At 40.2% G+C, this 12,835-nt stretch carries 14 protein-coding genes; 5 read left to right on the top strand and 9 right to left on the bottom strand.

Features of this window, described 5'->3' with window-relative positions:
- Positions 1–11: 11 nt before the first annotated feature.
- Positions 12–1,505, top strand: a complete 1,494-nt coding sequence (locus ACEXOE_RS00675) for a serine hydrolase domain-containing protein (RefSeq protein WP_394746792.1) — start codon at positions 12–14, stop codon at positions 1,503–1,505.
- Positions 1,506–1,555: 50 nt separating this feature from the next.
- Here the strand turns inward: ACEXOE_RS00675 and ACEXOE_RS00680 are convergent, their stop codons facing one another.
- Genes ACEXOE_RS00680 through ACEXOE_RS00690 form a run of 3 tightly spaced genes read right to left on the bottom strand, consistent with a single transcriptional unit; the run spans position 1,556 to position 3,265 of the window.
- Positions 1,556–2,101, bottom strand: a complete 546-nt coding sequence (locus ACEXOE_RS00680) for a hypothetical protein (RefSeq protein ID WP_394746793.1) — start codon at positions 2,099–2,101, stop codon at positions 1,556–1,558.
- Positions 2,102–2,112: 11 nt separating this feature from the next.
- Entirely contained in the window at positions 2,113–2,496 is a 384-nt protein-coding gene (locus tag ACEXOE_RS00685) for a DUF3037 domain-containing protein (RefSeq protein WP_394746794.1), read from the bottom strand.
- Complete coding sequence (locus ACEXOE_RS00690) at positions 2,486–3,265, bottom strand: HipA family kinase (protein ID WP_394748482.1); 780 nt, start codon at positions 3,263–3,265, stop codon at positions 2,486–2,488. The genes ACEXOE_RS00685 and ACEXOE_RS00690 overlap by 11 nt, the downstream gene beginning before the upstream one ends.
- A gap of 152 nt (positions 3,266–3,417) precedes the next feature.
- On the opposite strand from ACEXOE_RS00690, the gene ACEXOE_RS00695 reads away from it, so the two are divergent.
- Positions 3,418–3,738 (top strand): hypothetical protein, encoded by a 321-nt coding sequence (locus ACEXOE_RS00695; RefSeq protein WP_394746795.1) that lies wholly within the window; start codon positions 3,418–3,420, stop codon positions 3,736–3,738.
- A gap of 49 nt (positions 3,739–3,787) precedes the next feature.
- Here ACEXOE_RS00695 and ACEXOE_RS00700 read toward each other — a convergent pair whose 3' ends face one another.
- The gene (locus tag ACEXOE_RS00700) at positions 3,788–4,306 is read right to left on the bottom strand and encodes a fasciclin domain-containing protein (RefSeq protein WP_394746796.1); all 519 of its coding nucleotides are present in this window, start codon (positions 4,304–4,306) and stop codon (positions 3,788–3,790) included.
- Between the two features lie 116 nt (positions 4,307–4,422).
- Between ACEXOE_RS00700 and ACEXOE_RS00705 the strand changes: the two genes are divergently transcribed.
- Both ACEXOE_RS00705 and ACEXOE_RS00710 read left to right on the top strand, forming a co-directional pair.
- Positions 4,423–4,977: an RNA polymerase sigma factor gene (locus ACEXOE_RS00705; protein WP_394746797.1), complete on the top strand. Its 555-nt coding sequence runs from the start codon at positions 4,423–4,425 to the stop codon at positions 4,975–4,977.
- Positions 4,977–5,759, top strand: coding sequence for an anti-sigma factor domain-containing protein (locus ACEXOE_RS00710; protein WP_394746798.1), 783 nt, complete (start codon positions 4,977–4,979; stop codon positions 5,757–5,759). The genes ACEXOE_RS00705 and ACEXOE_RS00710 overlap by 1 nt, the downstream gene beginning before the upstream one ends.
- Before the next feature lie 99 nt (positions 5,760–5,858).
- Here the strand turns inward: ACEXOE_RS00710 and ACEXOE_RS00715 are convergent, their stop codons facing one another.
- Both ACEXOE_RS00715 and rimO read right to left on the bottom strand, forming a co-directional pair.
- Positions 5,859–6,473, bottom strand: a complete 615-nt coding sequence (locus ACEXOE_RS00715; RefSeq protein ID WP_394746799.1) for a hypothetical protein — start codon at positions 6,471–6,473, stop codon at positions 5,859–5,861.
- 196 nt (positions 6,474–6,669) lie between these two features.
- Entirely contained in the window at positions 6,670–7,974 is a 1,305-nt protein-coding gene (gene rimO, locus ACEXOE_RS00720) for a 30S ribosomal protein S12 methylthiotransferase RimO (RefSeq protein WP_394746800.1), read from the bottom strand.
- Between the two features lie 123 nt (positions 7,975–8,097).
- Here rimO and ACEXOE_RS00725 point away from each other — a divergent pair, with 123 nt between their 5' ends.
- Positions 8,098–9,201 carry a serine hydrolase domain-containing protein gene (locus ACEXOE_RS00725; protein WP_394746801.1) on the top strand — a complete coding sequence of 368 codons (1,104 nt, stop codon included), beginning with the start codon at positions 8,098–8,100 and terminating at the stop codon, positions 9,199–9,201.
- A 57-nt stretch (positions 9,202–9,258) separates the two neighbouring features.
- Here ACEXOE_RS00725 and ACEXOE_RS00730 read toward each other — a convergent pair whose 3' ends face one another.
- From ACEXOE_RS00730 to ftsY, 3 genes are read right to left on the bottom strand one after another with little or no spacing between them, the layout of a single operon-like run.
- Positions 9,259–10,935: an amidase family protein gene (locus ACEXOE_RS00730; RefSeq protein WP_394746802.1), complete on the bottom strand. Its 1,677-nt coding sequence runs from the start codon at positions 10,933–10,935 to the stop codon at positions 9,259–9,261.
- Positions 10,932–11,795: a DUF2911 domain-containing protein gene (locus ACEXOE_RS00735; RefSeq protein WP_394746803.1), complete on the bottom strand. Its 864-nt coding sequence runs from the start codon at positions 11,793–11,795 to the stop codon at positions 10,932–10,934. Before ACEXOE_RS00735 ends, ACEXOE_RS00730 begins: the two co-directional genes overlap by 4 nt.
- On the bottom strand, positions 11,792–12,754 hold the full coding sequence (ftsY, locus tag ACEXOE_RS00740; RefSeq protein ID WP_394746804.1) for a signal recognition particle-docking protein FtsY: 963 nt from the start codon (positions 12,752–12,754) through the stop codon (positions 11,792–11,794). The genes ACEXOE_RS00735 and ftsY overlap by 4 nt, the downstream gene beginning before the upstream one ends.
- Positions 12,755–12,835 lie beyond the last annotated feature (81 nt).

The raw sequence follows: 12,835 nt of genomic DNA on the forward strand, positions 1-12,835 counted from the left end.
AAAAATAAAGGATGATGAAAACATGGTATTTATTGATTATAGCCGTTCTACTAAACAATGGCCTAATGGCTCAGGAAAAAGCCAGTTTCCAATGGCCCAACCACAAGGCTACGCGACTATTTAAAGCGTTTATAAAAACATATAACAGCAATAATGAAAATGAATTGGCTGCTTTTGCAAAGGAACATTGTTCTGGAATCGATCCTAAGGAATGGGCTTCCTACTGGCCTGGGGTTTTTGCCGATTTTGGAAGTGTTGAAGTCTATAAAAAAGTGGAAGAATGGACCAATGAACATCGATTGGCCCTTTGGTTTCAAGGGAAGGATACCAAAGGTTGGGTTGCTATAATCCTAAGTATGGATGCAGGAGGCAAGATTATCGGAAAATCTGTGGCCCGAGGTTTACGCCCATCGGGCACCTTACCTCCATATAGCGCCTTAACTGCCCCTGAAATAGCACTACAAATGGACGCTTACCTTGAGAAGTTAAGTCAGTTGGACTATTTTTCTGGGACTGTATTAATCGCTAAAGGAGAAAATATAGTATTTGAAAGTGCTTATGGCATGCGGAATTACAGCACTCAAAAAAGAAATAATCTACAGACCTCTTTTTGTGTGGCTTCCACTACCAAAACCTTTACTGCCATGGCCATTCTTCAACTAGTTGAAAAAGGGGTATTGCATACTTCTGACCCTATAAGTAAATATATTCAGGAATACCCCAAGGATATTGCCGATCAGGTGACCATTCACCATTTACTCAACCATACCTCCGGGATAGAATTGGACGATTACAAACCTTATAATAAAGCAGAAAAAAAAGCAAAAAACCTGGATGACCTATTGGCAGCACATATACAATACCTGGATTCCATGAATAATAGCAGGAGAAACAATTTCAAAGTGTTGGGAAAGCATGACTATTCCAATGAAAATTATAGTTTATTGGGAGTTATTATAGAACGGGTCAGTGGCATCACCTATTCCCAATATCTAGAACAATATATTTTTAAACCTCTTGGCCTGACACATACATTCAGTGATTATAAAAAATTGAAAAACCATTCCAATAAAGCCATAGGCTATACCAACAAGGATAAGCAAGGTCATCTTTTAAAAACAAGATTGAAAAACACCGATTCCCTATGGCAATTTGCCCTCCCTTCCGGAGGTGTTTATGCTAGTGCAAAAGATCTTTACACCTACTTTAAAGCGATTAACGGACATCTCCTTTTACGTAAAGAAACCAGGCAATGGTTATATGAAAAAAAAGAACCTGTTTTCAATTTTTCGGATTACTCCAGATCATACAGCTATGGTTTTGCCTTAGAACAAAAGGGAAAGGCCTTTACTATTGGCCATGGTGGTTCATTTATCGGTGTAGGTAGTGCCTTTGAATATTATCCGGAACAGGATTACTATGTCATCGTACTGAGCAATTACGGATCTATGCCCGCCCAGACAGTTTCAAATTACATTAAAGATCTTATAGCACCCAATGATTGAAACCATGGTGCCCATGGATAGGAAAAAGCTACTACTCCGTCTTTCCCTTATTAATGTATCTGTTCATAGGGACTCACAAAGGTCTTTTTAATCTCCAAATGTACATCTACCTCAACATCGCCATGAATTTCCTTTCCAAAACTAACATTAATTACATATGATCTATGGTACAACTTTAGGAGTTTGTCCAGTTTTTGTTTTTGTCGTTTGGTCAAAGCAATATCCCTTTGATAAGTATTCAAGGGCCCAAAAGCCATAGCGAGCACTACAAGCCCGACAAGCATAATAAGCAAAGGCACAATAGAAATTACGCCATTATCAAAAACATAAGTACCTAAGAGGTAAGCACCAATTATTGTAGCAATTCCAATCAATGAAAAAACAGTACTGTACACAAAGGTTACTGTTCTAGTACGTCGAACACGCTCATAAGCAATGTTGACCGCTTTTATTTTAGCTGTTAACTTTTGTTCCAATTGAATATCCGGGCAAGTTCTTTTAAAATTTGGTTTTGTTTGGGTAAGAGCGCATCTAGCGCCCTCTATATAGTCCATCTCTTGCAGGCTGCACAATTCACAATGTTGGACAAGGTTCATAGGAGAAGCTTCTATAAAATATAGCGTTTAAAAATATCTTCCAATGCCTTCTCGGGATCATGACATAGACCGGAATGGGTTTTGGAACTTTGAATGATGGTACTGCGTGTAGCTACTAACCATCGGAAACGATCGGCCAATTCAAATTGCCCAATAAAGCCTCCTTTAGGCCCTCCTTCACAAATGTGTTCCCAAGCCTGTAAATAAGCTTCAAACGTACCCTGATCGATCTCGGTTGAAAATGCAGCAATTTTTTTGGAATCAATATGATACTTCATCCCTAAGAATTTTTTTCGTTTTGAAAAAAGAATCACCCCTACATTGAAGAATTCTTCGCGCTCCACTTTAGGCACGATGCGTATAATAGCATATTCAAAAGTACATCTATCTTGCATTTTCTGCTTCTTTTACCAAGGCATCGATCATTCCTAATTTTGCAAATAGAAAATCCATATATGCTGTTCGCATTTCTTTGGGAGTCAATACATCCATTTCGTGGATCAACCAATCTTCAGGTACCTTGGCTATTATTTCTTCTATTTTATTTTGATGCAATGCGTTTACAATCTCTTCAGCAGCTTCCTTCAAATGATGTGCCTGTTCCAAAAGCACATGGTCTTTGATCAAAGGAAAAGTTCTTGTAAGATGGTGTTCCCAACTTCCCCAATTGTGATGAAAATAGAAGCTTGCTCCATTGTCAATAACCCAGAGCTCATTATTCCAATGCAATAAATTGGTGTTTTTTGCCGTCCGATCAATATTACTGATCACACTATCCAACAAAACTACTTTAGAAGCTGTTTTAGAATCTACTTTGGCTACCAGGGGGTCAAAGGTAATGGCACTGGAAAGAAAATGAAGTCCCAAATTAAGGCCAACACTGAATTTCAGCAAATCCTGTATTTCTTCGTCGGGTTCGGTTTTACTGAAGGAGTCGTCCAGGTTCATAAATACCAGTTCAGGTACTTTTAATCCTATGGCTCGGGCAAGTTCCCCTCCTATGAATTCGGCTATCAAGGCTTTTTTGCCCTGCCCCGCCCCTCGAAATTTTAGGACATACAAAAAATCATCATCCGCCTTTACAATAGCCGGTAAGGAACCTCCTTCCCGTAAAGGTTTTATATATTGCACGACATCTACCGTCCTGATTTCTATTTCATCCATGAGGCCTAAGATACTACCTTTCTCTCTTCCATTCCAATTGCAGTGCTTTTTAAGGAATAGCAGGGCAGCCACTGTACTTTCTCCTGTTAAAAAAAGAGAAATTGTTCTCTTTTTCCATATCTTTAATGATATATCTGTCAATATATCGTACTATGAAACCCTATGGACTTCTTTTAAGTGTTTTTTTCATAACTCCTTTGGTGAGCGCACAGCAATATGAAAAGTTGAACAACGACTCCCTTGGTATTAACAACGCCTGGCAAGAACGCAACTTACCAACAAAGAATAGATTTGATAAGCACCTTAGTCGCTTTCCAAAGCAGCATGGAAGGACAACAACCGGGATTAATAAAACAAAGTCCGCATTCCCCAATTCCATGCCCATACATTATCCCTCTGGAAATTTTAAAATGAGGGTAGTCCCCATAGATACGCTACAAAACAGCTATTTAAAGGTGTACCCCATAAAATAAAAAAGCACCGCCAAGGCGGTGCTTTTCATCAAGAATCAGGAAATACAACCTATTTGGGCATTACTACAGATTCAATAGCATGGATAACGCCATTGGATGCAGCCACATCAGTAATGACCACTTGTGATTTTCCTCCTTTTGCATCCATCAAATACACTTTTCCATTCTTCATAGAGGCAACCAACTCCTGTCCTTGCAATGTTTTTACCATAAAACTTCCTCCATTGGCTTTAATTGCTTTCACAATGTCCTTGGCCATAAATTTACCGGCAACCACATGATAGGTCAATACGGCGGTCAACGTTCCTTTGTTTTCCGGTTTCAACAGGCTTCCTACAGTACCTTTGGGCAGTTTTCCAAACGCATTGTTGGTAGGGGCAAATACGGTAAAGGGGCCATCTCCTTTTAAGGCACCTACCAGGTCCGCTGCCTTTACTGCGGCAACCAAAGTGGAGAAATCATCTAAAGAAACCGCAGTGTCTACGATATCTTTCTTTCCTTGTGCTGTTACTGTTTGAGCAAATGCCAAAAAGGCAATCATTGAACTAATAAAAATTACTTTTTTCATGACTTACGTTTTTACTTTTAATATTTTGTTGTTTCTACTCTCATGTACACCACTTTTTTAAACTTGGATGAGGATGCCCTATTTTTTTTTTAAATTTGATATGGTAAACCTATTCCGTGCAAGACGATTTAGAACTTATTAAACTACTACAGGAGAAAGATGACCAAGCGCTTTCTGCCCTGTATGATAGGTATTCAGGCGCTATTTATGGTGTTATACTCCGTATGTGCCATGAAGAAGAAATGGCAGAAGAACTTTTGCAGGAAACTTTTTTAAAAGTCTGGCAAAAATCACATTTGTACGATCCTGAAAAGGGGAAATTTTATACTTGGGTCTACCGTATTGCAAAAAATAGCACCTTAAATGCTTTAAGGCGGCCAAAAAAACTCATCCAAACGGAAGAATTGAGTGTATATACCGATAAGAGTGTTGATGAATCCCAAACAGATCATACGGAATTACAAGGGGCCGTACAAAAATTGGAGCCCCATCACAGAGAGGCCATAGATCTTGTTTATTTTAAGGGATTGACCCATAGGGAAGCTCATGAAGAAATGGGAGTACCCTTGGGCACGTTTAAATCATATATTCAACAGGCCATAAAAGGGTTGCGCAAAAATTATAAAAGTGCCATGCTATGCTGTTGGCTGTTAATTGAAATCGTGGGATAATGGATAAAAACACCATAAAGAAAGACGGAATCTTAGAGCAGTATTTGTTGGGGGAACTCTCCGAAGCAGATTCTCTTGAAATTGAACGATTGCTCAAAGAAGATGCCGAATTACGCGCGCATTACCGGGACCTGGAAGACAATTTTGAACAAATGGCCCTGGAAAATGCCGTGATGCCACACCATCGCGTGAAGGAAAAGCTCATGACAGCGATTTCTTCAAAAGCTTCGGAAAAGAAAGAGCCCATTCCCCTGAAACCTAAAAAAGCCCCTAATCGTTCTTTTCTTGTGGCCGCGAGCCTTGCCGCACTTTTATTTCTTAGTTCCTTCTGGTTCTATACACAATGGCAACGTGAAAAGGATCGACTTCAAATAATAGAGGGCCAAACGTCTACCTTAAAAAATAAAATAGATGGGCTGGAGAAACGATTGAACGATACTGAAGAATGGTATGCCGCCATTAACACTCCAAATGTTACCCAATTGGTACTTAAAGGCAATGCCATAGCTCCGGCAGCTACTGCGGTTGCCTATGTGAATCATAATGAGAAACAGGTTATTTTAAATGCCGAAGGACTACCACAGCTAGATGCGGATCATGACTACCAGCTTTGGGCCGATGTGGAAGGAGTGATGATCAATATGGGCGTCATTCCTAAAAACGAAACCATGGTCCATATGGAATACATTGATCATGCCGAGTCCCTTAATATTACCATTGAACCTGCTGGAGGAAATGATCACCCCACTGTAGAACAGTTGATTTCCAATGTCACCTTATAACTACAGACATTCTTCCTATATTTTGTTTGTCCTTATTCTGTTATAGAAAGCATACTGCTTTTCAAAATGTCCACAGCTATAATTCGCTTCCTTGGTGTACTAGGATTGTGAACTTTTCTTAGACCACACTCTAAAGGTTTCAAAAGAGTAAATAAAGAGAAAAAAAATGGCCCAAGTTTTGGACAGGTCCTCAAAAGAAAGGCGCAGCAGGCCTTCTTTGGCGCCAAAAGCATCTATTAAAATCATAATTCCAAAGCACAGTCCCCCAAGGTATAAAGCGTAACTTTTTAGGGTATTGTTCCAAAGCAACTCCTTAAAATAATACAATACCACGAGCTCTCCCACTCCTACCAAACCAAGGACATAAGCGTCATCTATCCCTAATTTTCCCCCTACGCGTTCATGAACCTTAAAGCGCTCATCTAAAGCAAGGTAAAGAAATATTAGTGCTTGAATTATGAAAAATAAAAGCTGTAGGTTACGGCCTTTTTCTTTTTTGTGATATCGCAGTGCACAAAGTATAAAATTATAGGAGGTAAGTGTCAACAAAATGGTGGTAAATGTGGTATTCAATCCGTAAAAAGGACCACTTCCATTGATATCTGTTAAATATTCCCTTACTCCGGTCTGTCCATATTGCAGCTCAACAATAACTATGAAAATACTATACAATAGTAATACTGGTACTCCTAGCTTAAATAATACATTTTTCATAGGCGCTACGTATTGTTCAGTCCTGGTATATATTTTAAAATTTATTTTGAAATATACAATTTTATAGCGTCTCTTTCAATGCCCTAGTATAATGCTAATGACAATCCTCTGACATAACCTATGGGATATTTAGAATACATCCAAAATTCCCCGTTCCTTTTGAAAAAAGTTCTGAATTGTATTTATGTTTTTTTAGTTAGGATAGTGGTTCTGCATATAAATCAAAATCTGCGGCCTCAATAATCTTCAGGTCCACAAAATCGCCCTGTTTTAAATAAAACTTAGAAGCATCGATCAATACTTCATTATCCACATCCGGAGAATCAAATTCCGTACGCCCAATGAAGTGATTTCCTTCCTTGCGGTCAATCAAGCAACGAAAAGTACTTCCCACTTTTTCTTGGTTCAATTCCCAAGAAATCTGGGATTGTATTTCCATAATTTCTGCAGCACGTTGCTCTTTCACTTCCTCGGGCACATTATCCTCCAAGGTATAGGCATGTGTATTTTCCTCATGACTATAGGTGAAGCAACCCAAGCGTTCAAAGCGCATCTCTTTGACCCATTCTTTTAGCGTTTGAAAATCCTCTTCGGTCTCTCCGGGATAACCCACGATCAAGGTAGTTCTGATGGTCATCTCTGGAACGGCAGTCCTAAAATCCTTTAATAATTGGGTGGTCTTGGCCTTGGTGGTCCCCCTTCGCATACTTTTTAATATGGTATCGGCGATATGTTGCAAGGGGATATCGATATAATTGCAAATCTTTGGTTCTTCACGCATCACTTCCAAGACATCCATAGGAAAACCTGTTGGAAATGCGTAGTGCAGGCGAATCCATGAAATCCCTTCCACTTTGGCCAAAGCCCGAAGTAATTCTGCCAGATTTCTCTTTTTATACAGATCTAATCCATAATAGGTAAGGTCCTGTGCAATCAAAATTAATTCTTTTACCCCTTTCGCCGCCAATTTCTCCGCTTCAATGACCAAATCTTCCATAGGCTTGCTACGATGCTTTCCGCGCATTATGGGAATAGCACAAAAAGAACAAGGACGATCACAGCCTTCGGCTATTTTCAAATAGGCATAGTTCTTTGGCGTGGTCGTAAGGCGTTCTCCAATAAGTTCATGCTTATAATCTGCTCCCAATGCCTTCAATAAATTCGGCAATTCACTTGTTCCAAAATACTCATCCACATTTGGAATCTCTTTCTGCAAATCTGGCTTATAACGTTCACTGAGACAGCCTGTCACAAAAACCTTATCTATGGCTCCCGCTTCTTTCTGCTGTACATACTCTAAAATCGTATTCACACTTTCCTCTTTCGCATTGGCAATAAAACCGCACGTATTGATGACTACCACATTTCCTTCTCCCTCGTGTACCACCGCTTTATCATTGGCCCGCAATTGCCCCATCAATACTTCTGAGTCATAGACATTCTTAGAACAGCCCAAGGTGACTACATTGATTGTATTTTTCTTTAGTGATTTTGTTCGCATGATTCCTAAATAAGCTGCAAAAATACGATTTGAATGAGGAAGAATGTTGTTTTTAAACGATTTCTTACATTTTTACGTTAAACCTTTTGTACCCAACTGGAATCTTACAGTAAAACCCATAAAATGAAATACTTAAATGCAATCTTAGGCACAATCCTTTTTACTTTTTATTGTAGCTGCTCGGATAGTGACAATGAGGAGTTCATGGGAGCAACAGAAGATATGGACCCCTTCCCTGCCACCGCCTATTTTCCTCCCGTAGGTGCCGACATGTGGGAAACCATCTCGTTGGAAACCTTGGGCTGGAGCAACAGCGCAGCGCAGGAACTTAGCGCCTTTTTAGAAGAAAAGGATACCAAAGCGTTTCTTATCGTAAAGGACGGGCGTATTGTCCTAGAGTATTATTTAAATGGAAGTAATAGGGATGAACCTCATCCCTGGTATTCGGTAGGCAAAAGTGCCACAGCCTTTACCGCGGGGGTAGCGCAAGCCGAGGGTCTCCTATCTTTACATTCCCCTTCCTCCACCTATTTGGGCGAGGGTTGGAGCAATCTCTCCCAAAATGAAGAAATGACCATTCAGGTTTCGCATCATTTAAGCATGACCACAGGGCTGGACTATACGGTAGGCAATCTCAATTGCACAGAAGCCCAATGTTTGCATTTTTTAAATATACCAGATAGCTTTTGGTATTACCACAACGCTCCCTATACCTTGACACAGGATATCATTTCGGGGGCTACAGGCGTTAATTTTGAATCTTATTTTGATCGTAAAGTTAAAGATCCGATCGGTATGGATGGACAATGGTTGCGGCTTGGCTTTGCCAATGTCTATTTTAGTACGGCACGAAGTATGGCGCGTTTTGGACTCTTGAATCTGAATAAAGGATTTTGGGAAGGCAGTCCGATTCTCAATGACAATTCCTATTTCAATGCCATGACCAATAGCTCTCAGGATATGAATAAAGCATATGGGTATTTATGGTGGCTCAACGGGAAAGAGAACTTTCGGGTTCCTGGCTCGGAAATGCAATTTCAGGGAGCTTTAATCCCCAATGCCCCACAGGATCTTATTGCCGGCCTTGGAAAGGATGATCAAAAACTATATATCGTTCCCAGTCAAGATTTGGTCATCGTACGCATGGGCGATGCTACAGGAGAATCCCTATTGGGTCCCTCTTCCTTTGATATTTCCTTATGGGACCACATCAATGCCCTATTTTAATAAATAAAGACCCATTTATGTACAAAATGGGTCTTTTTTAGCTATTCCATAGTACTCCTATTCGTATCCCTTCGGAGCTCGACGCACCTGTGTGGCCTGTTCATAGGCATGTCCCAATTGTAACAGTTCCCGTTCTTTGAATTTCTTAGCAATGAAAGTCAAACTAATGGGTTCTCCATTTGCTTTATACCCCATAGGTACCGTAAGTGCAGGATATTTGGCTACAGCTGCAAAGCCGGCATGATAATTATTGATAGACAATATGGCATCTAGTTTATGGGCATCCAGAGCCTCATTAAAGTACTTTTGACCATTGGCCTCCAAAGTTTCCTTGATGTTCGCCAAACCTTCGGCCGTAGTACTGTCTGCCATAATACCTTCAAACAATGCCTGACCATACGGAATTCGCACCAAAGAATCTTGTGCATTGAACGTAATGGCATCTGCAATAGAGGTAATAGATACCTTAGTAGGATCACTGTGCTCCTTCAAATATTTTGGCAAATCGTTTTTCATATCTATGTTCAGGATGCTCAAGAACCCATTCATTTGTACTTGAGGTGCATCAAAGGGAATGATTTCAGCTCCAATACTCTCCAATTCTTCAATGGTTTGCGCATATATAGAATCGTTTTCCAAAAGATTCTTAAACACACCTAAGCGTTTCCCTTTTAAACTCTCTTCTCCCTTAAGTTCCGCATAGTAGGGTTGTTTGGCCCATCGTGTATGGACAGAAGCTTCATCCTTTGGGTCGATCACGGCCAATGCGTCAAATAAAATAGCATTGTCCACTACATTTCTTGTCATGGGACCGGGCGTATCCAGCGTACTGGAAATAGGTACAATACCTGTTCTACTCATTACCCCAATGGTAGGTTTTAGTCCAACAACAGAATTCTGACTGGATGGAGATAAGATAGAACCCGATGTTTCTGTACCTACTGCGGCCACCGCATAAGAGGCCGCCATGGAAGTACCACTTCCGGAACTAGACCCACCACTTTCAAAAACCCTTCTTCCATAAGGATTCAAGGTTTGTCCGCCAACGGCACTATATCCTACAGGACAACCGGAACAGAGGAAATATGCCCATTCACTTAAATTTACTTTCCCCAAAATCAAAGCTCCACTTTTACGCAATTGCTTCACAATAAAAGCATCTTCCACTTCATTATCTTGCAAAGCAATAGCACCTGCAGTGGTAATCATTCCCTTGGTATTAATGTTATCTTTCAATAAGATAGGCATCCCAGAAATCGGGTGACGTTGCTTTTTGGGTGCATCGATCATGCTCTGGTCTAAGGCTCTAGCGTCTTCCAATACATCCTTGTTTAAGGCAATAACCGTATTTAGAGTGGTAGTATTATCCAGTTCATATTTATAAATACGGTACAAAAAGAACAATACCAATTTTTCATAGGTCAGTTCTTTTTTTAGAATATGGGTTTGAATCGTCAAAATATTTTGATCCAAAATCAAAGGTTTTAGGGCTTCATAGTCCGCTTCGCTCATTTTGGAAACCTCATCGTAGAGCGGCTGGAACACTTCATTCTTATCCAATACCTTGGATTGAATTAATTTATAACGCATTCTTCCATTCTCGTGCTCTTGATTTGCAGCGACTTCTGCGGTATCATCATAAGCTTCCCAGAGGATAACCGCTTCTTTTTTAGTGCTATCTTCCTTGCAAGCAAAGGCCAGTAAGACCATTATTCCCAATACTATTCTTTTCATTTTTTTTGACGTTTAATTAATTCTTTCCAGTATTCAATATTTTTTTTATTCATGCGTACAAACTCGTCTTTTTCCTCTTTTTGTGCCAGCAACAAAGATTTCTCTGCTGAGTTTATCGCCTTTTCGTAGTGTTGCATTGCAGCTTCCACCAAAGATTTCACCCGGTGAAAGTAATAGGTGTCCCCTGCTAAGGCGATAGCTTTTTCTAAATACGATAAGGCTTCCTGATAAGATTGCCCTTCTTCCTGTAAATACCTCGCCGCTTCATAATAGGTCTGCGCCGTAGGTTTATTTTGTAGGGCCTCCCGTATTTGTCGTAACATTTGCGCTTTCGTATCAACCCACATTGAAATACTTACTTTCGTATGTGCCCAAATCCACTGCATCTGTACAGAATTATGGGTCAATGCATCAAAACTTATCAAAAAATTTTCTTGAAAGTCGGCAGTTTTTTCCGGCACCACTGTGATTCTAAACGCATCTTCTTGTGGATTATAGGCTTTTCTACCATCTCCCCAATGTGTCGTATTTTTATGAAATACAATTTCCCATTCTTTTTCATGGGGAAAAGCATAAAGTGCATAGGTTCCCTTGGGCAGATAATTGCCCATAACCTCCATATCCGTGTCTGTTGTGATTTTAGTGGATTCATTAGCGCCTACCCTCCAAATGCGACCGTAGGGCAATAGGTCTCCGAATATTGTTCTTCCTTTGACCGCTGGCCTGGAATAGACGACTTTTATTGTAGACAATCCCACAGATTGCTCTACCGTAGCCAAGGGACTTGCTTTTGGGTGATCGATTTGGGCATTGATCGAGCCCAAAATGAAAAAAAGTAGTATGTAGAGGGCTAATCTCAATTTGTCCCGCTAAAAAAAGAATCTACAAATTCATATTTATTAAAAACCTGTAAATCATCGATTCCTTCACCAACCCCGATATATTTCACGGGAATCTGAAATTGATCCGAAATCCCAATGACCACGCCTCCTTTAGCGGTACCGTCCAATTTTGTCACGGCCAAACAACTCACTTCTGTGGCCTTTGTAAATTCCTTGGCCTGTTCAAAAGCATTCTGCCCTGTAGAGCCATCCAACACCAATAGAACATCATGGGGCGTATCTTCCACCACTTTTTGCATTACACGTTTCACTTTCGTCAGTTCATTCATTAAATTCACCTTGTTGTGTAATCTTCCAGCCGTATCTATGATCACCACATCGGCATCTTGGGTCACGGCCGAACTCAAGGTATCAAAGGCAACAGAAGCCGGATCGCTCCCCATATTTTGTTTTACGATCGGCACATCTACACGATCTGCCCATACTTGCAACTGATCTATAGCCGCGGCTCTAAAGGTATCCGCCGCACCTAAGACCACTTTTAATCCTTGGTTCTTAAATTGATGGGCCAATTTCCCAATGGTCGTAGTCTTTCCAACCCCATTGACACCTACTACCATGATCACATAAGGTTTTTTGTCCTTGGGTATGCTAAACTCGGTCTCTTCCCCTAAATTCGTTTCGGCAAGTAAGCCCGCTATTTCCTCTCTTAAAATAGCATTGAGTTCATCTGTACCGATATACTTATCACGCGATACCCTTTCCTCGATACGGTCAATAATTTTTAAAGTCGTATTCACGCCTACGTCCGAAGTTACCAATACTTCTTCCAGATTATCCAATACGGCATCATCTACTTTAGATTTCCCTGCTACAGCCTTACCTAGCTTTGACAAGAAACTGGTTTTGGTCTTTTCCAAACCCTTATCCAAAGTCTCTTTTTTCTTGGAAGAAAATATCTTTTTAAATAAGCTCATATCCTACAAAAATGGTTTTTTCAAAGATACTAAACCAACCTTAATATCTATCAACTATTTGGCAATACTGAACCTCAATAA

Origin of the sequence: Spongiimicrobium salis (assembly GCF_043678055.1) — a bacterium.
GTDB lineage: Bacteria > Bacteroidota > Bacteroidia > Flavobacteriales > Flavobacteriaceae > Spongiimicrobium > Spongiimicrobium salis.